Origin of the sequence: Faecalibacterium sp. 9 (genome assembly GCF_048320955.1) — a bacterium.
Classification (GTDB): Bacteria; Bacillota; Clostridia; order Oscillospirales; family Ruminococcaceae; genus Faecalibacterium; species Faecalibacterium wellingii.
The window spans coordinates 224,582-244,825 of sequence record NZ_JBLWGB010000002.1 but is presented as its reverse complement, the minus strand read 5'-3'; the positions used below and the strand labels follow the sequence as shown (position 1 = coordinate 244,825).

General features: G+C 58.2%; 17 protein-coding genes, 6 tRNA genes and 1 pseudogene. 11 read left to right on the top strand and 13 right to left on the bottom strand.

All coding sequences use genetic code 11. The features are described 5' to 3' along the window. Nucleotides 1–187 precede the first annotated feature (187 nt). The 5 genes from ACKXF9_RS09690 to ACKXF9_RS09670 all read left to right on the top strand — a co-directional run bounded on the left by ACKXF9_RS09690 (nucleotide 188) and on the right by ACKXF9_RS09670 (nucleotide 4,347). Nucleotides 188–1,759 (top strand): peptide ABC transporter substrate-binding protein, encoded by a 1,572-nt coding sequence (locus ACKXF9_RS09690; protein ID WP_418266035.1) that lies wholly within the window; start codon nucleotides 188–190, stop codon nucleotides 1,757–1,759. Nucleotides 1,760–1,812: 53 nt separating this feature from the next. Beyond that, nucleotides 1,813–1,888 (top strand) — tRNA-Gly (locus tag ACKXF9_RS09685). Nucleotides 1,889–2,064: 176 nt separating this feature from the next. After that, nucleotides 2,065–2,439 (top strand): hypothetical protein, encoded by a 375-nt coding sequence (locus ACKXF9_RS09680; RefSeq protein WP_249236718.1) that lies wholly within the window; start codon nucleotides 2,065–2,067, stop codon nucleotides 2,437–2,439. A gap of 3 nt (nucleotides 2,440–2,442) precedes the next feature. Then, nucleotides 2,443–3,357, top strand: coding sequence for a DnaD domain protein (locus ACKXF9_RS09675; protein ID WP_348583436.1), 915 nt, complete (start codon nucleotides 2,443–2,445; stop codon nucleotides 3,355–3,357). A gap of 9 nt (nucleotides 3,358–3,366) precedes the next feature. Further along, nucleotides 3,367–4,347, top strand: a complete 981-nt coding sequence (locus tag ACKXF9_RS09670) for an ATP-binding protein (protein ID WP_418266034.1) — start codon at nucleotides 3,367–3,369, stop codon at nucleotides 4,345–4,347. A 39-nt stretch (nucleotides 4,348–4,386) separates the two neighbouring features. Here ACKXF9_RS09670 and ACKXF9_RS09665 read toward each other — a convergent pair whose 3' ends face one another. The 3 genes from ACKXF9_RS09665 to ACKXF9_RS09655 all read right to left on the bottom strand — a co-directional run bounded on the left by ACKXF9_RS09665 (nucleotide 4,387) and on the right by ACKXF9_RS09655 (nucleotide 8,810). Further along, entirely contained in the window at nucleotides 4,387–5,175 is a 789-nt protein-coding gene (locus ACKXF9_RS09665; protein ID WP_418266033.1) for an MBL fold metallo-hydrolase, read from the bottom strand. A gap of 67 nt (nucleotides 5,176–5,242) precedes the next feature. Next, nucleotides 5,243–6,526, bottom strand: coding sequence for a UDP-N-acetylglucosamine 1-carboxyvinyltransferase (locus tag ACKXF9_RS09660; protein ID WP_339395685.1), 1,284 nt, complete (start codon nucleotides 6,524–6,526; stop codon nucleotides 5,243–5,245). A gap of 265 nt (nucleotides 6,527–6,791) precedes the next feature. Continuing rightward, on the bottom strand, nucleotides 6,792–8,810 hold the full coding sequence (locus tag ACKXF9_RS09655; RefSeq protein WP_418266375.1) for a fructose-1,6-bisphosphatase: 2,019 nt from the start codon (nucleotides 8,808–8,810) through the stop codon (nucleotides 6,792–6,794). Between the two features lie 159 nt (nucleotides 8,811–8,969). On the opposite strand from ACKXF9_RS09655, the gene ACKXF9_RS09650 reads away from it, so the two are divergent. Further along, nucleotides 8,970–9,890 carry a 4Fe-4S cluster-binding domain-containing protein gene (locus ACKXF9_RS09650; RefSeq protein WP_418266032.1) on the top strand — a complete coding sequence of 307 codons (921 nt, stop codon included), beginning with the start codon at nucleotides 8,970–8,972 and terminating at the stop codon, nucleotides 9,888–9,890. 203 nt (nucleotides 9,891–10,093) lie between these two features. Then, the gene (locus ACKXF9_RS09645; RefSeq protein ID WP_418266031.1) at nucleotides 10,094–11,182 is read left to right on the top strand and encodes a sugar kinase; all 1,089 of its coding nucleotides are present in this window, start codon (nucleotides 10,094–10,096) and stop codon (nucleotides 11,180–11,182) included. A 136-nt stretch (nucleotides 11,183–11,318) separates the two neighbouring features. Here ACKXF9_RS09645 and ACKXF9_RS09640 read toward each other — a convergent pair. After that, nucleotides 11,319–11,480: pseudogene (locus tag ACKXF9_RS09640) on the bottom strand (MATE family efflux transporter); the annotation flags it as partial. An 18-nt stretch (nucleotides 11,481–11,498) separates the two neighbouring features. Beyond that, nucleotides 11,499–12,488, bottom strand: a complete 990-nt coding sequence (locus ACKXF9_RS09635; protein WP_418266030.1) for an AraC family transcriptional regulator — start codon at nucleotides 12,486–12,488, stop codon at nucleotides 11,499–11,501. 170 nt (nucleotides 12,489–12,658) lie between these two features. Between ACKXF9_RS09635 and ACKXF9_RS09630 the strand changes: the two genes are divergently transcribed. Further along, nucleotides 12,659–13,822: an MFS transporter gene (locus ACKXF9_RS09630; RefSeq protein WP_418266029.1), complete on the top strand. Its 1,164-nt coding sequence runs from the start codon at nucleotides 12,659–12,661 to the stop codon at nucleotides 13,820–13,822. Nucleotides 13,823–13,906: 84 nt separating this feature from the next. On the opposite strand, the gene ACKXF9_RS09625 is transcribed toward ACKXF9_RS09630, so the two are convergent. Beyond that, nucleotides 13,907–14,284, bottom strand: a complete 378-nt coding sequence (locus ACKXF9_RS09625) for a PH domain-containing protein (protein WP_097775338.1) — start codon at nucleotides 14,282–14,284, stop codon at nucleotides 13,907–13,909. A gap of 145 nt (nucleotides 14,285–14,429) precedes the next feature. On the opposite strand from ACKXF9_RS09625, the gene ACKXF9_RS09620 reads away from it, so the two are divergent. Further along, nucleotides 14,430–15,419: a nucleoid-associated protein gene (locus ACKXF9_RS09620; protein ID WP_348583430.1), complete on the top strand. Its 990-nt coding sequence runs from the start codon at nucleotides 14,430–14,432 to the stop codon at nucleotides 15,417–15,419. A gap of 193 nt (nucleotides 15,420–15,612) precedes the next feature. Here the strand turns inward: ACKXF9_RS09620 and ACKXF9_RS09615 are convergent. From ACKXF9_RS09615 to ACKXF9_RS09595, 5 genes are all read right to left on the bottom strand, one after another. Continuing rightward, a tRNA-Gly gene (locus ACKXF9_RS09615) sits at nucleotides 15,613–15,688 on the bottom strand. 3 nt (nucleotides 15,689–15,691) lie between these two features. Next, nucleotides 15,692–15,767 (bottom strand) — tRNA-Phe (locus tag ACKXF9_RS09610). 30 nt (nucleotides 15,768–15,797) lie between these two features. Continuing rightward, nucleotides 15,798–15,871 (bottom strand) — tRNA-Asp (locus ACKXF9_RS09605). A 3-nt stretch (nucleotides 15,872–15,874) separates the two neighbouring features. Beyond that, nucleotides 15,875–15,950 (bottom strand) — tRNA-Val (locus ACKXF9_RS09600). A gap of 5 nt (nucleotides 15,951–15,955) precedes the next feature. Continuing rightward, nucleotides 15,956–16,031: transfer RNA gene (locus tag ACKXF9_RS09595), tRNA-Gly, on the bottom strand. A 338-nt stretch (nucleotides 16,032–16,369) separates the two neighbouring features. On the opposite strand from ACKXF9_RS09595, the gene ACKXF9_RS09590 reads away from it, so the two are divergent. After that, the gene (locus ACKXF9_RS09590; protein WP_249236729.1) at nucleotides 16,370–17,212 is read left to right on the top strand and encodes a sulfide/dihydroorotate dehydrogenase-like FAD/NAD-binding protein; all 843 of its coding nucleotides are present in this window, start codon (nucleotides 16,370–16,372) and stop codon (nucleotides 17,210–17,212) included. Nucleotide 17,213: 1 nt separating this feature from the next. Further along, a complete protein-coding gene (gltA, locus tag ACKXF9_RS09585; RefSeq protein WP_005945766.1) occupies nucleotides 17,214–18,608 on the top strand; it encodes an NADPH-dependent glutamate synthase in 1,395 nt (464 codons plus the stop codon). Nucleotides 18,609–18,689: 81 nt separating this feature from the next. Here the strand turns inward: gltA and ACKXF9_RS09580 are convergent, their stop codons facing one another. Both ACKXF9_RS09580 and ACKXF9_RS09575 read right to left on the bottom strand, forming a co-directional pair. After that, complete coding sequence (locus ACKXF9_RS09580; protein ID WP_249236731.1) at nucleotides 18,690–19,346, bottom strand: sortase; 657 nt, start codon at nucleotides 19,344–19,346, stop codon at nucleotides 18,690–18,692. Further along, nucleotides 19,343–20,242 (bottom strand): pilin N-terminal domain-containing protein, encoded by a 900-nt coding sequence (locus ACKXF9_RS09575; RefSeq protein WP_418266028.1) that lies wholly within the window; start codon nucleotides 20,240–20,242, stop codon nucleotides 19,343–19,345. Before ACKXF9_RS09575 ends, ACKXF9_RS09580 begins: the two co-directional genes overlap by 4 nt. Nucleotides 20,243–20,244: the final 2 nt, after the last annotated feature.

The following is a 20,244-nucleotide window of genomic DNA, read 5'->3' as shown; positions in this document are numbered from 1 at the left end:
CGCTGTACCATTATAGTCCATTTGGCCGCAATTGGCAACGGAAAAACGCCCTTTTGCCCCAAAAAGCAAGGGAAATTCACAATTCCTCAATTGTATTTTGCCTTCATTTCTGCTACACTTGTCGAAGCAGAGTGCTTTTTGTATCTATACACACTCCCAGCAAATACCATAGAATGAGGTCATTCCCTTGAAACAGTTCCTGCGTATCACCGCAGCGGTGCTTGCCGCTGCGTTCCTGTTTGCCCTTACCGGCTGCAGCGGCGGCTCCGGTGCAGCCAGCTTTACATGGTTTGTGGATACCATCCCCGCAAATCTTGACCCACAGGTCGTGTCTGCCGCGCCAGACGTCATTGCCTGCGAGAATCTTTACGGCGGCCTTGTGCGCAAAAACGCCGACGGCGAGATCGTACCCAACCTGTGCGAAAGCTGGACCGTCTCTCCGGATGGCCGCACCTACACCTTTGCCATAAAAGACGGCCTGACCTACACCGCTGCTAAGGGAACCGCCACAGATTATTCCATCACCGCCGAGGACTTTGTGTTTGCGTTCCGGCGCATCTTTCAGGCACAGACGGGCTCTCCCTATGCGGTAGAGTTTTCTGCCATTGAAAACAGCGCCGCTGTTCTGGACGGCACAGCGGCGCTCAGTACGCTGGGGGTTTCGGCTTCCGGTCCGCTGACGCTGGTGTTCCGCCTGAGTGAAAAGGACGACAACTTCCTCGCAAAGCTCACCCTGCCCGGTGCCATGCCCTGCGACGAGGAGTTCTTCAACAGCACCCGCGGCACCTACGGCCTGACGGCAAAGACCACCCTTTCCAGCGGCAGTTTCTATCTGTACAACTGGACCGCCAGCGGCCTGTTCCTGCGGCGCGATGTCTCTGCGCCCCTGATCGGCAGCCTGCGTCTGGTGCAGAACACCGGCAGCACCGGCAAGAGTGCCGCTCAGCTCATCGCGGACGAGAAATGCTCTGCCGCGCTGGACGACACCGGCGAAGCGACCGCGCTGCGGGCTGTTTCCTACTCCGATACCACCTGGGCCCTGCTGTTCAACAGTGCCGAGGGCTCTGTCTTTGAGAATCAGGCACTGCGGCAGGCACTGGCCGGCATTGCCCGGGAAAATGCAGCAGTGCCCTCTTCCAGCCTGTACACCGCCGCCGAGGGCCTTGTGCCTGCAGGGCTGACTGTAGACGGCATCGCCTACCGCGACACTGCCGGGGATCCCATGCCTGTGATCCCGGACCCGCGTGCACTGTATCTGGAAGCACGGCAGGGCATGGCCAGCTCTGATTTTTCCGGTGTGACCATCCTGCTGCCCAAGGAAGCCGGGCTCACCGAACTGGCCGAGCAGATCAACGGTGCATGGCAGAAGGACTGTTCCCTCTTCTTCTCAGTGGAGGAGGTGCCGCAGGAAGAGTTTGATAAGCGCCTTGCGGCGGGCGATTACACCATCGCACTGGCTCCCATCTGTGCCGAGGGCGGCAGCGTATACCAGATGCTTCAGCAGTTCACTGCCGAGAGCGGTGGTTTGACTGGTTACTCTGACCCGCTGTACACCGAACGTCTGGCAGAAAGCGCACAGCAGACCGGCCGTGCCCGCTGTGCCCTGCTGGCCGAGTGCGAACGTCAGCTGCTGGAAGGCTGCACCGTGGTGCCGCTGCTGGGCCAGCAAAAGCGTCTGCTGGTGGCAGACGGCATCAAAGGACTGGTGTTTGACCCGTTTACTCCGGTGCTGGATCTGACCTATACCACAAAAAACTGACACGCTTCCGCTCTTGACAATCCTGCTCTGCTTTGCTACAATAAGTGAGCAATGCAGGGTTAGCTCATCCGGTAGAGCGGCTGCTTCCCAAGCAGCAGGCGGCGGGTTCGGGTCCCGTACCCTGCTCCAAAACAAACGGTGAACCGTGAAATATCGGTTTGCCGTTTTTCTTTTTGTTTTCACTATCACGTTTTTCTGCCCTTGATCCAGCAATTGAGCAAGCAAACCGTTGCATTTTTTCCGGGTGTTTCTTATAATAGGATCAAGCATGCGGTGCTCAGCCTGCCGCAGGAAAGGACTCTATCATGATCTTTGTTCCCCTGCTGCATTATTTCAAATGCAAAAATTCCTACAGCGGCAACGAATATGGCCTGCGGTACCGGATGATCCCCGGCAAGCGCACCGTACCGGACCCGGATGGCGGCGAAGGTGCTGCAAAGGAAGAAAGCATCCTCACTGTGGATTACTGGCCCGACCCCTGGACCATTGAAAAGACTGACCCTGCCCTGCGGGTACAGAAGGTGTTTCCGCTGTCAGACGAGGGCCGCGAGGCTGCCGCCGCCTTTTTGCAGGACGCTTTCAATGCAGAGCCGGAGCGGTGGAAAAGCTGTCCCAGCATGATGGACTGTGATCCCTGGGAGCCAGCTGCTGAAGATGAACCGGACGAACCAAAGGAATAAAAGATGATCTACCGTTTAAAAGAGCTCAAAGGCGATACCATCGCCGTGCCGCAGCTGATCTTTTCAAAGCTCGGCATCGCAGAGGAATACAACGTACGCGTGGCGCTGTATGTGCTGGCCACCGGCGTCACCGACCCGGACAAGATCTGCGCCGACCTCAAACTGCGCAGCCGCATCAGCGCCGAGAGTGCGCTGGCTTTCTGGGCAGGTGCGGGCCTGCTGGAGCGCTATGAAGAAAACGCTGCACCGGGCGAGGAGCCCAGCGCCCCGACGCCTATGACATGGGCCGAAATTGCTGCCGCAAGCCGCACCGACCCCATGATCTCCAGCCTCATCGACTGCGCGCAGACCGGCTTTGCCCGCCCGCTGACCCACAAGGAAATGGAAAAGCTGGTCAATCTTTATGTGCAGGAGGGCTTTGCGCCCGAGACCGTGATGCTGTGCACCGCTTACGTTGCCAGCACCGGCCGGCGCACCATAGCCGCTGTGGTGCATGAGCTGAAGGTGTGGCGCACCGAGGGCGTGGAGACCGGTGAACAGGCAGACGCCCACCTCAAGCTGCTGGCTCTGCGCCAGAGCCGTGAGCAGTATGTCAGCAGCCTGCTGGACATTGCTCCGGACGAATTGACTCTAGGCGGGCGCAAGGCTATTGCACGATGGTACGAAGTCTATGGCTATGACGACGCCATGGTGCAGGAAGCTGCCGTGCAGGCCGGGCCCAAGCGCGATCTGTGGTACTGGAACAGCATCCTCAAGACATGGAACGCCAAGGGACTGCGCACCGTGCACGATGTGCGCAGCCCGGTAGCTGCTGCGGGCGCAAGCCGGAACATCCGGGTGGATCGTGCAGCCCCCAGCGGAAACGATATCCTGAAAAACGCCACCCGCCGCCGTTCCCTCATCAAAAAGCCTGAATAAGGAGCCGCTATGCGTACCAAAAATGAACTGTATCAGGAAGCTCTCCGCACCGTTGCCCTACGGCGGCAGACCGCCCGGGCTCTGGCGCAGGATGCACAGGCACAGGCCGAAGCTGCCATTCCCGCCCTGCGTCATGCAGAAGAAGAGGTACGGGTGCGGGGCATCCGCTGTGCGCTGGCCGGTGCTGCGGGCAAAGACCGCACCGAAGCCGCCGCCGCGCTGGCCGATGCCCGGCAGAAGCTGACGGCCCTGCTGGCCGAAAGCGGACGCCCTGCCGATGCGCTGGAACCGCACTTCACCTGTCCGAAATGTCAGGATACTGGCAGTGTGAACGGCCGCACCTGCGCCTGCGTCCACAAGGTGATGCAGCAGCTGCGCCGTCAGGAGATCGAAGCGCTGTCCAGCCTGTCCATTTCCAGCTTTGACACTATGAAGCTGGAATATTACCCCTCTGTTGCAGATCCCGAGATCGGTGAGAGCATCCGCACCTATATGGCAGAGGTTCTGGCCGATCTGCGCGATTATGCAGCCGATTTTTCACCCGCCACCCGCGAGAGCCTGCTGCTGCTGGGAAATGCCGGTCTTGGCAAGACCCATGCGGCGCTGGCCATTGCCGGAGAGGTGCTCCGGCAGAACTATGATGTGATCTATGTCTCCTGCCCGGATTTCTTTGGCAAGCTGGAAGCGCTGCATTTCGGCTCCGACCCGAACGGCGAGGAAGAAGCGCTGTTCCAGACTGCATCCAATGCCGACCTGCTGATCCTCGATGATCTTGGCACGGAGTTCAATTCCAGCTTCTTTCTCACCAATCTGTACAGCCTGCTGAACAACCGGCTGGGCGCAAAGCTGCCCACCATCGTCACCACCAATGTCACAGATGGTACTTTGCTGGAAAAGCTTTACACCGAAAAGATCTCCAGCCGCCTTGCCGGTTTCGTCCAGATCAAGTTCTTCGGCAACGATATCCGCGTTCAGAAAGCGAACGAGTAAAAGAAAAAGCAACGCCAAAAGCGTTGCTTTTTCTTTTACTCAAAATTCCAATGCAGGGCTGACTTCGCTGCGGCGCTGTGCCTGCACGATGCAGTCCCTGTCCGGCACAACGCCCGCTGCGCCCAGCGTATTGAATACGGTCTGCAGCGCAAGGGAGGGTGTATTGTTCTCCTGCGAGAGATGGCACAGTGCAAACTTTTTGCACCCCTCCTGAATGAGCTCCAGCAGCTTTGCAGCGCACTCATCGTTGGAAAGATGGCCCCGGGTGCTCTCGATCCGGGCCCGTAAGTAATAGGGGTACGGCCCGCTGCGCAGCATATGCAGGTCGTAATTGCTTTCCAATGCCACAAGGTCGCAGCCGGTCAGTGCTTCATGCACCGGCGGGGTGAGCGTACCAAGATCCGTGGCGATGCTCATTGTCTTACCGTCCGGCGTGTGGATGCGGTAGCCTACACAGGGCACGTCGTGGCTGGTGGGGAATGCCCGCACGCCGAATGCGCCCACGTCCTCTTCCCTGCCCTCCAACTCGTGCAGCTCGCAGGCTGCCGGGACGATCCCATTGGCATCCAGAAAATCCAGTGTAGCCGCCGCGCCATATACTGGCAGCGGGTTCTTTTTGAGAAAGGTGGAAAGCCCCTTCACATGATCGCTGTGCTCGTGCGTGATAAGGATGCCGTCGCAGTCGCTGACGGCAAGGCCCAGCGCCTTGAGCGCCGCCGTGGTAGTGCGCACGCCCTTGCCCATATCCACGATGAGGTAGTGCTCACCGCAGCGCACCACGCTGCTGTTGCCGGAAGAGCCGGAATACAATGAGATAAATTCTGCCATGAAAAACCTCTGATACACTCAAAAACAGCCCGCCGCATATGCAGCAGGCTGTTTGTTTTCTGATACGTTACAATGCCTGATCCAGTGCGGCAGGCATCCGTTCTACCTTTTTGATATCGGCACCCAGACCGCGCAGCTTCTCCACGATATTCTCGTAGCCGCGCTCAATGTGACCGATCTCCTCGATCTCGCTGGTGCCGTCTGCCATCAGAGCAGCCACCACCATGGCAGCGCCTGCGCGCAGATCCAGCGCACGCAGCGGCGCAGGGCTGAGCTTGTCCACACCCTCAAATACGGCCACCTGACCGTCCACCTGTACGTTTGCGCCCATCTTGCGCAGCTCGTCCACATAGCGGAAGCGGTTGTCCCACACGCTCTCGGTAACGGTGCTGGTGCCCTTGGCCACACTCAGCAGCACACCCATCAAAGGCTGCATATCGGTGGGGAAGCCGGGGTGCGGCATGGTGTTGATCTTCAGCGGCAGAATATCGCCGGTGCGGCGCACGCGCACTGCATCGTCGAACTCTTCCACCTCCACGCCTGCACGGCGCAGCTTTTCGGTGATCGGCTCCAAATGCTTGGGGGTAACATTCTTCACCAGCACATCCCCGCCCGTAGCCGCAGCAGCCACCATGTAGCTGCCGGCTTCGATCTGATCCGGAATGATGCTGTAGGTGCAGCCGTGCATCTTTTCCACACCGCGCACCTTGATGACATCGGTGCCTGCACCGCGCACATCTGCGCCGCACATATTCAGGAAGTTTGCCAGATCCACCACATGGGGCTCCTTGGCACAGTTTTCCAGAATGGTCTGGCCCTTGGTCATGACAGCGGAGAGCATACCGTTCATGGTAGCGCCCACACTGACCTTATCAAAGAAGATGTGTGCGCCGTTCAGCTCCTTGGCACGCACCGTGATCATGCCATAATCCACGCTGTCCTCAGCGCCCAGCGCACTGAACACCTTCAGATGCTGATCGATGGGGCGGGGGCCCAGATTGCAGCCGCCGGGCATGGCCACCTGTGCCTTGCCAAAGCGGGACAGCAGTGCGCCCAGAAAATAATAGCTGGCGCGCATCTGACGGGACAGATCGTCCGGGACGTTGGTCCCGGTAAGGTGGGTGGTATCGATCTCATAGGTGTTACGGTCCAGCATTCTGATCTGTGCGCCCAGAACGCTGAGGATCTTCAGGCTCACCGCCACATCACTGATATCCGGCAGGTTCTCGACCACGCAGACATCCGCTGCCAGAATGGTTGCAGGCAGGATGCCTACCGCCGCATTCTTCGCACCCGAAATGGTAACTTCGCCACGCAGGGGCTTACCGCCCGTAATAACAAATTTCTCCAATTTTATGATCTCCTTGTCAAAGGCCCGTTATTTCAGGCCTGTTAAGGTTCCTGAAAGCATTCTCCATAAAAGCTGCTGCAGCCGTGCAATAAACAATGCCGTACTACTACAGCTATCTTATTATACACAACTTTCACAAAAAAGCAAAGCCCCGCTTGGTGATGTTCTATTATTTTCTGTTTTGCCCATTTTCATGCAGAATATTCCAAAATTTTGATTTCTTTTTTAGGTATTTTACAGAAAAATGGTGTACAATTGTTGCGCTTTACCAGATATGGTCCTCGCAGCGGGCCTCGGTGATCCAGCCCAGCTGGTAGGCTGTCACCAGCTGTTTGAGGTCGTGCACCCGCTCCCGCAGCACCTCACCCTCGTCGGTGTCCTCTACAAGGATGCGATGATTTTCGGTTTCCAGGATATTCTTTTGAGAGATGATGTCCAGATTTTCCTTCACAGCCTTTTCCGCGCTTTCAAAGGGCTGGTGCGTGCGCAAGGACATAGTGCGGCTGGAATACACCAGCGTGTAGCCCGCAATGCCGGTCTTTTCGTGGTACGCACGGCAGAAGCCGCCATCGATGACCACCAGCCTGCCGCCGCCCTTGATGGGACTTTCGCCGTTCTTTTCCCGCACCGGTACATGGCCGTTGACGATATGGCTACTGCCCGGCAGGCCGAACTCTGCCAGAATGCGGCGGCATACGGCTTCGTCATTATACCATGTATAATAGGGATCTTTCACCTCGGTGTGGGTGGAGCTGTCCGCGACATAAAGCCGTTCAAAGGTGGTCATGGCGCTGCGGCCGAACAGTGGTGAGAGCTTGCCGCACCATAGATACCACAAAAAGTCCTGTCCGCTCTGACGTGCGGCACTGCCCTCGGGCGCGTAATAGCCACGGCGTGCCCGGGCGTCGCAGTAGTCCATCAGGGCCCGTCCGGAGTAGTGGCGGCCCTCAAAGCGTTCCGTGGCAAAGGTGCCCCGGCCGGTCATAGGCACTGCACCGTGGTAGAGCAGGTTGCCGTTCTCAATGTGGTACACGCTGCCCTTGGCATAGAGGAACTCCACATGCTGCTGCATTTTTTCGCTCTGGCGGAAGGATTGCACCAGCTTGGTCAGCACCAGCTGCTCATCCGGGTTCAGTGCCGCCGGGGCGGCAGGGTCTACGGTGGGGAACGAGGTATCCCGCAGCGGATACTCCTTTTCCCCGATCCTGACCGTATGCTTCGACCAGTCGATGCGGCGCAGATAATCCCGGCCCTGCATCTGGAAGTCCGGGTTGCGGTCGATCACCTGACATTCCAGCTTGAACATCAGGATGCTGATGGCCTTGTGCATCACAGCACAGCGGTGCAGCATCCCTTCGGTGTAGGGGCCGCGGGCCGCATCGGTATGGGGCATCCAGATGCTCAGGTCGTCCTCGCCGTAAAACTGCTCGGCCATACGCTGCAAATGACGCAGATTGATGCCATAGCAGTCTTCCAGCATTCCGTGATTATGATAGGCCAGCGTGGTCTTGAGCACTGTGCAGATGCAGATGGGGCTGCCTGCGGCGGCTCCCATCCACACCACATCATGGTTGCCCCACTGGATATCCACATTGTGGTGGCGCATGAGCAGATCCAGAATGATGTCCGGGCGCGGGCCGCGGTCGAACAGGTCGCCTACGATATGCAGCTTGTCCACGGCCAGATGCTTGATCAGCTCGCACAGCCGCACGATGAAGTGGTCTGCACGGCCATTTTCAATAATGCTGCCCACGATCTGACCATAGTAAAGGTCTTTATCGTGGTCTTCAAAGTGGGCGTGGAGCAGCTCGTCCAGAATGTAACCGCAGCTGACGGGCAGGCAGCTGCGCACATGCTCCCGCGTATGTTTGGAGGACACCAGCCGGCAGATATCGATGAGCCGGAGCAGTGTCTCGGTATACCACTGATCCAGCGCCTCCTCGCTGGCGCAGCGGGCCTTGAGCTGGGGCAGCTTTTCGTTGGGGTAATAGATCAATGTTGCCAGCTCGGCGCGGACATTTTCCGGCACGGTATCGCCCAGCACCTGATCCACCTTTTCGCGGATCACACCGGAGGCCGAGTTCAGGATATGCACAAAGGCCTCATTTTCGCCGTGCAGATCGCTCATGAAATGCTCGGTGCCCTTGGGCAGCTTGAGCAGCGCCTGCGTGCTGATGATCTCACTGGCCGCTGCCGCCTGCGAGGGGTAGTCCCGGGAAAGCAGGATCAGATACTTCAGGTTATCACGGATTTCATCGGTTTCGGTGCGCATGATTTCCTCCATCATGGTCATTTCTCTGCCGCAGCCCGTCATTTCGGCCGCATTATGCAAAAATGTTGCTTCTGATATATATTATTCTTTCCATATCTTATAGTATAGCACGTCCGGTTGAAAAGTGGTATACTGAAGCTGACAAACTTTCTGCAAAGGACTTTGGATATTATGCCGAAAACCGATCTTGTTTCCATTCCCTCTTCCTGCACGCTCTGTCCGCGCCGCTGCGGAGCCGACCGTGCTGCCGGACGCACCGGCTTCTGCGGTGCAGGCAGCACCCTGAAAGCCGCCCGTGCGGCCCTGCACTACTGGGAAGAGCCCTGCATCAGCGGTACAAGGGGCAGCGGCACGGTGTTTTTCTCCGGCTGCACCCTCAAATGCTGCTTCTGCCAGAACTATCCCATCAGCGCCGAAGGCCTCGGCAGGGAGATCACCGTTGAACATCTGGCAGAGATCTTTCTGGACCTGCAGTCTCAGGGTGCCCACAACATCAATCTGGTCACGCCGGGGCAGTGGCAGCCCTGGATCATTGCCGCGCTGGACCTTGCGCGCGCAAAGGGTCTGCACCTGCCTATCCTGTGCAATACCGGCGGTTACGAGACGGTGGAGAGCGTGGAAGCCTGGCGCGGGTACATCGACATCTGGCTGGCCGATCTGAAATATGTATCCTCTGCCCTGTCGGCAGAGCTTTCCTCTGCGCCGGACTACTTTGCACAGGCAAAGCCCGCCATTGAAGCCATGATGGCACAGGCCGGACATCCGGCGTTCGATGCAGAGGGCATCCTGCAAAAGGGGGTCATTCTGCGGCATCTCGCCCTGCCCGGCCACATCGATGACAGCTTTGCTGTTCTGGATCAGATGGCTGCGTGGAACGATGCCGACCCGGGATGCTTCATTCCCAGTGTCATGAGCCAGTATACCCCTTTCTATAAGGCCGCAGAGCACGGCATCGGACGGCGCATCACCACCTACGAGTACCGCCGGGTGGTGAACTACGCCATGGACAAGGGGCTTGCGCAGGGATACATGCAGCAGAAGAGCAGCGCAAAGGAAGAATATACGCCTTCGTTCGATCTGACCGGCGTGTAAAAACGATTCAGAATCGCCCCCACGGAGAAAGTTCCCGGCAGGCTGGCCGTCAGCACACTTTTCGTCAAATCTTCCAAAAATCAGCAATTATTTTTTCTTGCATTTCCGTGGAAGCGCTTGCAATCCCTCTTGTGTCGGATTATAATGGATACAACGATGTGTTAACAGGGCTCTGATGAGCTGTAAATATCAGGAGGAGCGTTATGGAACATTTCAACCCGATCCTTGGCAACGATACCCCCGGCCAGAAATTCATCACCTGCGGCGAGATCATGCTGCGCCTGACCCCGCCGAACTACGAGAAGATCCGTATGGCATCCAGCTTTGAGGCCAGCTACGGCGGCAGCGAGGCCAACATTGCACTGGCACTGGCTAACCTTGGTGTGGACAGCACCTTCTTCAGCGTGGTGCCCAACAACAGCCTTGGCAAGAGCGCCGTGCGCTGGCTGCGTTCCAATGATGTGCACTGCACCCCCATGATCCTTACCGAGCCGAACGAGACACAGTCCAACCGTCTGGGCACCTATTATCTGGAGACCGGCTACGGCATCCGCCCGTCCAAGGTCATCTACGACCGCAAGCACAGCGCCATCACCGAGTACGATTTCTCGCAGGTCGATCTGGACGCTCTGCTGGAGGGCTTTGACTGGCTGCACCTGAGCGGCATCACCCCGGCTCTGGCTCCCAACTGCCGCACCCTGATCCTGGACATGCTCAAGGTTGCCAAGAAAAAGGGCCTGACCGTCAGCTTCGACGGCAATTTCCGTTCCACCCTGTGGAGCTGGGAAGAAGCCCGTGACTTCTGCACCGAATGCCTGCCCTATGTGGATGTTCTGCTGGGCATTGAGCCCTACCACCTGTGGAAGGACGAGAACGACCACAGCAAGGGCGACTGGAAGGACGGCGTACCCCTGCAGCCCAGCTATGAGCAGCAGGACGAGATCTTCCAGCATTTCATCGAGCGTTATCCCAATCTGAAGTGCATCGCCCGCCATGTGCGCTATGCTCACAGCGGCAGCGAGAACAGCCTGAAGGCCTTTATGTGGTACGATGGCCACACCTTTGAGAGCAAGCTGTTCACCTTTAATATTCTGGACCGCGTGGGCGGCGGCGATGCTTTCGCCAGCGGCCTGATCTACGCCATGCTGCACGATTACAAGGCTATGGACATGATCAACTTTGCGGTGGCAAGCAGCGCCATCAAGCACACCATCCACGGCGATGCCAACATTACCGATGATGTAAGCACCATCCGCAACCTGATGAACATGAATTACGATATCAAGCGGTAATCTGTATTTTGCTGTCCCCTGCCCCTTTGCTGCAAAGATACTGCGCAAAACCCGGAACCTGTTCCGAGCCAAGCGGCTCAAGAAGGTTCCGGGTTTCTGTTTTTGTGCTATTTGCTTTTTTAGCGCTTCTTTTTCAGGTAGTACCCAATGCCGCCAGCGCGTCTGCGCCGAGAAAGCGGCCTACCACCCATGTATCCGCAATGTTATACATCTGCTGCAGCAGATTGCCCAGCATCAGCGGCAGGGCAAACAGCAAAATGCTGCTGGTGATGGGACCTTTTGTCAGACTACGCTGCATTGTTCCCGATTCTCCTTTTTATAACGCTGTCTCAGCCGGTGCACCGGCTCTGCCGCCGTCCCGCCTTGAAAGAGACTGCTCTCTTCCTGCAAACTTCTGACGGTACTCTCTGGGCGTGCAGTGCTTGATTTCCCGGAAGGTCTTTGTAAAGTAGCTGGTATCCGAAAACCCGCATTCGGCACCGATCTCGCCGATCTTCATGCTGGTGGAAAGCAGCAGCTCGGCGGCCTTTTCAATGCGGTACTGCTTGACATACTGGATGGGTGTGATCCCCAGCAGCTGCCGGAAGCTGCGCAGGCAGGCGCTCTCGCTCAGGGCCACGCAGTCGGAAATGCGCTCCACGTTCAGCTCCTCTGCGTAGTGCACCTCCACAAAGCGCAGCATCTGCTTCATCCGCCGGGCCGCGATCTGCTCCTGCTGAGAGACCTTTGTTTTTCCACCCTCGCACTGCATTCCCAGCAGATGCACCGCCGCCGAAAGATGGTACCGCGCCTGATTCTCATAGTCAAAGACCTCTTGGGCCACTGCGTCCCAGACTTTCCGCAAATGGCAGAGCACGGCCTTCTGCCCGTCGTCTGCCTCGTCCAGCAGAAAGAAGGCCGGTGCTCCCGGCTGAAGCAGCGGGTGCACGAGCTTTTGCCAGAAGATGGTGTCCATGCCGCCGATCAGGCGCGGATGGAATACCCCGGAATGCAGCAAAGCATCCCCGGTCTCCGCCTGCTCCACCGCATGGAACACTCCGGAATTGACAAACACGCCCTGCCCGGTCTGCAAAACCAGCCGGGCTTTGCTCACGTCTACCGCCAGCGGGCCTTTTACGGCAAGGATGTATTCAAACTCTTCATGCCAATGCCATGCTACCGAGTAGCTTTTGAGGTCCTCTTCATAGCAGGCAATGGGAAACAGTGCGCTGCCGTGCTGCACCAGCTCCCGGCCCTCGTCATCTGCCACAACATCCGGCAGGCAGTTGAGCCCGCCCGCTGCTGCACAGCTGGTCTGAAATGCCACGATCCGCCATCTCCTTTCCGTCAAGGTGCACATCCGCATCCGCGCCGGTTTTGTTGTATCAATCGGGCGTTTTTATCCTAACATTCCGCTCTGATGTGTGATATTATTACATCAGCAAAGCACAAAATGCATTGCAAGTATAACATGCTTCCCGGAGGAACTCAAGATTTATGGTACAGCTTCTGCTTCCGATCATTTACATCTCGTTCATCAGTCTGGGCCTGCCGGATTCCCTATTGGGGTCGGCGTGGCCTTCCATGTATCCGGCGCTCGGTGTGCCGGTGTCCTATGCGGGGCTGATCTCCATGATCATCTCCTTCGGCACCATCGTTTCCAGCCTGAACAGCGACCGGCTCACCCGTGCGCTGGGCACTGGAAAAGTGACCGTCCTCAGTGTGGCCATGACAGCTGCCGCGCTGTTCGGCTTTTCGGTCTCCACACAGTTCTGGATGCTCTGCCTGTGGGCCGTGCCCTATGGGCTGGGTGCAGGCAGCGTGGACGCGGCCCTGAACAACTATGTTGCCTTACATTATAAAAGCCGCCACATGAGCTGGCTGCACTGTATGTGGGGCATCGGTACCATGATCAGCCCCATGGTCATGGGCCGGGTGCTGGCAGGCGGCGGACCGTGGACGACCGGCTACCGGTGCATCGCCCTGTTCCAGATCCTGCTGAGTGCAGTGCTCTTTTTCAGCTTGCCGCTATGGCAGGGCCGTACTGCAGGCACCGACGCCGAAGCTGCCTCGCCGCAGGTGTTGAGCCTTGGGCAGGTATTCCGTCTGCCGGGTGCCAGAGAGGTGATGCTGTGCTTCTTCTGCTACTGTGCATTGGAGACCACAGCAGGTCTGTGGGCCAGCAGCTACCTCACGCTGACGAAAGGCGTCGCCCCCGACACTGCCGCCAGCTTTGCCAGCCTGTTCTACATCGGCATCACCGCCGGGCGCGCCGCCTGCGGCTTTTTGACCCTGAAATTCAACGATACGCAGATGATCCGCATGGGTCAGTGCATTCTGGCCGCAGGCGTGCTGGCCCTGCTGCTGCCCGGGCCGCAGGTACTTGCCCTGTGCGGTCTTGTTCTGGTGGGGCTGGGCTGTGCGCCCATCTATCCCAGCATCATCCACTCCACGCCGGAGCACTTCGGTGCAGACAGATCGCAGGCGGTCATTGGCATCCAGATGGCAAGCGCCTATGTGGGCAATCTGGCCATGCCGCCGCTGTTCGGGCTGATGGCAAACAATATCACTCCGGCACTGTTCCCATTTTATCTGCTGGCACTGCTGGTGTTCATGGTGTTCATGCACGAACAGCTGGTGCGCAAAACAAGCCGCTGCTAATTCTGCCATTCTCCCATTTCATATACAGCAAAAGGCTCCCTGTCCGGTCTCGGGCGGGGAGCCTGCTGTTTTAAGAGGAGTTATTTACAGGATGCACCGGCTGATGGCATTGGCGACCGCAAACAGTTCCTGCTGGCCGATAAAGCCGAACTTTGCCTCGTGTGCATCCGCAAAGCAGACCGTCAGCTGTGATGCCTGCACCGGGTCGCCAAAGCCTGCCGTCTGAATGCCGAAGTGAAGCACCTTGCGGTACGGCAGTACAAAGATCTGCTGCCGGGTACCGGTGACGCCCTGCATATCCACCATGATGATGCGGTGGGTGGTAAAGATCACCTGATCGCGCACCGTCTTGTAGGCGCCCACAATGCTCTCGCCGTCCAGAAGCAGTGCGCGGGCATTTTTGCAGATATCCTTTTCCTGAAGGCGAATGAGGTTTTCCATTGGTTTATCACGGAATTCCATGGTTTTTGTCCCCTTTCCTTGGTAGTTTTCTACTCTTATTGTAGCATTCCCGCCTGCTGTTTACAAGATGCGGTCTCGCCTTTTGCGTCATGCTGTGCTATACTGTATGCAAAAAAGATTTTGTACGAAATGAGGTTTTGTACCCGTGGAGATCATTATTCATCAGGCTATCCTGCATGTGCTGGACACCACCATGGACGCCCCTGTGCTGAGCGGCGGCGGCATGGAAATGACCGCTGAAAAGACTGCTTACTTCCAGTATCACATTGAGAAGCTGCTTGCCAGCGACGATATCCGCCAGTGCCGCCCGCTGCCGGATTCCGCCTTTAAAAATGAGCTGGAGCACAATCACGATTTTGTGGACCTTTCCTGCCGCATTGCCGGGGTGCTGTTCGACTACATGCATGCCCACACCACCATCCCGGGGGCAGACCTTGCAGTGGTGGATTTTACCCGCGATGGCGAGCCGTGGCTGGGCATCCTGAAGCTGAACTACAAAAACGGCTACACCCACTACACCGAGACCGTAGAAGGTGCCCCGGTGAACTCCATCATACAGCAGCGGGCCTGTCTGCCCAGCCAGAGCGGCAAAGTAGAGGAAGGCGCACTCGTGAACCTCACCGATTACTCCATGAAGCTGCTGGAAAAGAAATTTGACATCGACGGACACAAGGATTTTTACCTTTCCACCGTGGTGTTCCAGTACACCACCGCTCAGCCGGAGAAAAAGAAGCTGCAGGCCATTCAGGAAGCCGCCGTGCAGGCCGTGCAGGAGAACTACGCCGACCAGCCCCACGTAGAGGCTCAGGTCGCGATGCTGATTGCAAATCAGGCCGCTGACAACGACAATCAGGTATCCATCCAGCAGGTGCGCCAGCAGCTGGAAGAGGAATATCCCCTTGCCGCCGTGCCCTTTGACGACTATGTAGAAAAGAGCGATGTGCTGGAAGCGCCTGAGCAGCCCGTGACCGTGACCCCTGCACGCATCCGCCGCATGGAGAGCCGCAGCATCCACACTGCAAACGGCATTGAGGTGAAGATCCCCACCGAGCTGCTGAACTCGGAAAATGAAGTAGAGTTTCTGCACAGCGACGACGGCAGCATCTCGCTGCTCATCAAAAATGTAATCCTGTAAGAAACGATTTAAAATTGTCTCCGCACACAGAGTGCGCTCCGACAATATCAGCGGAATAATTATTTTTATATTTGCAAAGCCGGAAAATCCGCAGATTTTCCGGCTTTGCTTTTTCACAGGAAGGAGATGCAATGGGAAACAACAGCAAAAAAGCCATCACCTTTGCATTGCTGCATTGATGATGGCTTCGTGTTGGAGCGGCCGACGAGGCTCGAACTCGCTACCTCCACCTTGGCAAGGTGGCGCTCTACCAGATGAGCTACGGCCGCATATGGTGCCTCCGATCGGAATCGAACCAATGACACGGGGATTTTCAGTCCCCTGCTCTACCGACTGAGCTACAGAGGCAAAGGATGCTTTGGCTTTCGCCAAAGCAAGCGACCCGGATCGGGCTCGAACCGACGACCCCCAGCGTGACAGGCTGGTGCTCTAACCAACTGAGCTACCGGGCCACATGGTGGAAGTTAACGGGCTCGAACCGCTGACCCTCTGCTTGTAAGGCAGATGCTCTCCCAGCTGAGCTAAACTTCCACAAATGGAGCGGCCGACGAGGCTCGAACTCGCTACCTCCACCTTGGCAAGGTGGCGCTCTACCAGATGAGCTACGGCCGCACATTCCATGTGTTCGTGCCGGTTGTTTACCGGCGACGCTGATTATTATACCGTACCTCCCGGCAATTGTCAACCACAAATTTGCATTTTTTGCAAAAAAATTCAAAACATGCCTGTCTGCGCACAAAAAACCTTCTCTGCACCGGCTGACACCGTCGTTCATTCATGTTTGCCGCAACAGACACGAGGAAAATTTAGTTGCTTTCTCCTGTAGGAACCATTATAATAAGAATGTCATTTTATCGCCTGCAAAAGCTGCGTCTGTTATGCCGCCGAGGGCATGCAGGCGCGTTTTCGTGCGCAGAAATAGGAAATGCCAGCATAAAGGAGCAAACACGATGTATAAGATCACTGAAAAAGTCGCGCTGAACCCCACCGTGACAAAGATGGTCATTGAAGCCCCGCTGATCGCCAAAAAGGCAAAGCCGGGCCAGTTTATCATTGTGCGCCCGTTTGAGGACAGCGAGCGCATCCCCCTGACCGTGGCCGGTTACGACCGCGAGAAGGGCACTGTGGACATCATTTTCCAGATCGTGGGCGGTACCACGATGGAGCTGAACAGCCTGAAGGTCGGCGAGAGCGTCCACGATTTCGTGGGCCCGCTGGGCCGTGCCACCGAGGTGGAGGGTCTGAAGAAGGTCTGTGTCGTGGGCGGCGGCGTGGGCTGCGCCATCGCTCTGCCCATTGCCCGTGAGCTGCACGAGCAGGGCTGTGTGGTGCACAGTGTGGTCGGCTTCCGCAATAAGGATCTGCTGATCCTGGAGGACGAGTTCCGGGCCTGCAGCGACGAGCTGCGCATTATGACCGACGACGGCAGCTACGGCACCAAGGGCGTTGTTACCGCCGCTCTGGACGAGCTGGTGGCCGCAGGCAATCAGTACGATCTGGTCATCACCATCGGCCCGCTGATCATGATGAAGTTTGTGGTCAAGACCTGCCAGAAGCATGGCCTGAAGAGCATCGTTTCCATGAACCCCATCATGATCGACGGCACCGGCATGTGCGGCGGCTGCCGCCTGACCGTGGGCGGCGAGACCAAGTTCGCCTGCGTGGACGGCCCCGACTTTGACGGCGATCTGGTGGATTTTGACGAAGCAATGGCCCGCGGCACCATGTACCGCCCGTTTGAGGCACACGCCCGTGAAGCGGCATGCAATCTGCTCAATCAGGAGGTAAAATAAGATGGCTTTCAATATGGACCCGAAGAAGTGCCCCATGCCCACCCAGGACCCCAATGTGCGCAACAAGAACTTCAAGGAAGTTGCTCTGGGCTACACCGAAGAAATGGCCGTGAACGAAGCAAAGCGCTGCGTGCACTGCAAGAACAAGCCCTGCCAGACCGGCTGCCCCGTGGGCATCGATATCCCTGAGTTCATCGGTCATGTGGCCGAGGGCGACTTTGAAGCCGCTTATCAGGTGATCAACCGCTCCTCTTCCCTGCCCGCCGTCTGCGGCCGTGTCTGCCCGCAGGAGAGCCAGTGCGAGGGCAAGTGCACCCGCGGCATCAAGAATGAGCCTGTGGGCATCGGCCGTCTGGAGCGCTTTGTTGCCGACTGGCACCGTGAGAATGTGCACACTGCCCCCATCGTGCCCGAATGGAACGGCCACAAGGTGGCCATCATCGGCGCAGGCCCTGCCGGTCTGACCGCCGCAGGCGATCTGGCAAAGCTGGGCTATAAGGTCACCGTTTACGAGGCCCTGCATGTGGCCGGCGGCGTGCTGATGTACGGCATCCCCGAGTTCCGTCTGCCCAAGGCCATCGTGCAGCAGGAGATCGACGGCCTGAAGAAGATGGGCGTTGATTTCGAGTGCAACATGGTCATTGGCAAGGTGCTGACCATCGACGAGCTGATGGACGAGTACGGTTATGAGGCCGTGTTCGTAGGCTCCGGTGCCGGCCTGCCCCGCTTTATGGGCATCCCCGGCGAGAGCCTGAAGGGCGTCTACTCTGCCAACGAGTTCCTGACCCGCTCCAACCTGATGAAGGCTTATCTGCCCACCAGCAAGACCCCCATCCGCACCGGCAAAAAGGTCGCCGTTGTGGGCGGCGGCAACGTGGCCATGGACGCTGCCCGCAGCGCCCTGCGTCTGGGTGCCGAGACCGTGTACATCGTCTACCGCCGCGGCATGGCTGAGCTGCCCGCCCGTAAGGAAGAGGTGGAGCACGCCGAGGAAGAGGGCATCATCTTCAAGACCCTGTGCAACCCTGTGGAGATCCACGCCAATGACGAGGGCTTTGTCAAGTCCATCACCTGCATCGAGATGGAGCTGGGCGAGCCCGATGCTTCCGGCCGCCGCCGCCCCATCGAGAAGAAGGGCAGCGAGTTTGAGCTGGACGTGGACACGGTTATCATGAGTCTGGGCACCAGCCCCAACCCGCTGATCCGCTCCACCACCCCGGGTCTGGAGACCAACAAGCACGGCTGCATCGTCACCGACGGCGACGACGGCAAGACCAGCCGTGACGGTGTGTACGCGGGTGGTGACGCCGTGACCGGCGCTGCCACCGTCATCAAGGCCATGGGCGCAGGCAAGGCTGCTGCAAAGGCCATTGACGAGTACATCCAGAGCAAGTAATCCCCTGTGAAGATGGGCCCAGCCCACTGAATACCGGATATGAAAAATCCCCTGTGCCAGCGCACAGGGGATTTTTGCATCTTATTCTGCGGTCTCCGTTGTGAGCACCGGGTAGCCCGTCCGCACGCACCGCACGGCACAGCGGGCACGGCCACCGGTAGTGCAGGTGAAGAGGGTCAGGTCCCAGTTATCAGAATCTTCCGTCTTTTCGGTCATTTTTTCGATCTGGGTAGGCTGCAGATTCTCCACATAGGAGACCTCATAGCTCCACCGCATGCCGTCCATATCGGTAAAATAGACCTGTGCCCCTTCGGCCAGCCATTTGATGGGGCTGAAGTGCTTTGCATAGTTATGGGCGCAGACCACCATGTTGTCCGCGTAGGTGGAGCCGGAGTACCGGCCGGGCGCGATCTTCAGGCCCGCATAGCTCCACTCGCTCATCACAGGCAGGTCGAGCCCAATGGAGGGGATGGACAGGTAGCCGATGTAACTCCAGCCGTCCAGTTCCGTCTCGGTCATGGGCTGGGCAGGGTCCAGCTCCGGCTGCAGCACAACAGTCTCCGACTTTGCCTTTTCCTCAACCGTTGTGGTCAGGGTCTGTTCCAGCTCTCCCAACGCCTGCTGTGCGGCCTTGTCTGCGCGGGCCGCATCCCACTTGTTGTAGGCAAGCAGCGCCGCCGCCGCCAAAATGAGCAGCGCACCCAGCACCATGCATATCTTTCCTATTTTCTGTCTCATGGCAGCGCTTCCTTTTTGTTCAGCACCCAGCCAGCAGCAAACAGCAGCACACCGCTGACCGCCAGCACCGGCACGGGCCAGTTCAGCTGGCCAGTCTGGGGCAGGCCGCTCATGACTGCGCCGTCCGGATGGCCCGCCAGTGCGGGATTATCCGGGTTTCCCGGGGCTACCGGGTTGTCCGGATTGCCGGGAGCCACCGGGCTGTCCGGGCTGCCGGGTGAGACCGGGCTATCCGGGCCGTCCGGGTTCTTGGGCGTATCCGGGTTTGTGGGCTCCGTGGGCTGTTCCGGGGTGCCGGGCTTGTCCGGCACGGGAGTGGGCGGCACAGGCGGCGTATCCGGGTTGACGGGGGTGTAGCCGCCCACCTTGGGGGAGGCGTCCACCTCATAATTCCATTTCCCGTTTTCTGCCATGGGCAGGGAAACGAGGAACGGTTTGATGGGCGCATAGCCATTGGAGGCCTTGCTCTGCACGATCAGGTACAGGCCAAGTTCCAGATCCTCAAAGGCGGCATTGCCGTCCGCATCAACGGTTTTTGTGGTGCCTCGTGCGCCCTGCGGCATATATTCCAGCAGCTGGTCTGCCAGCGTGCTGTCGGTCAGGTCGCCCAGCGCGATGCCGCAGCCGTAAAAATCGCCGCAGTATTCAAAGCTCAGGTCGCCGTTTTTGCGCTTCACCTCCGCCACGCGGTACAGCGTCAGCTGACCGCCGCTCAGGGCCTTATCCTTCGCGCTGTCGTACAGCGCAACGCGGATGGTGCCGGTGGCGGGGTTCCCGCTGGCATCCACCAGCCGGATGTTCGCACTGGTGGCAAGGGCAGGCAGTGCGCCTGCCGCCAGAAGGCACAGCATCAAAAGCAGGGCTGCAAACCGCCTGCGCAAGCTTTTCTGTTCCATCG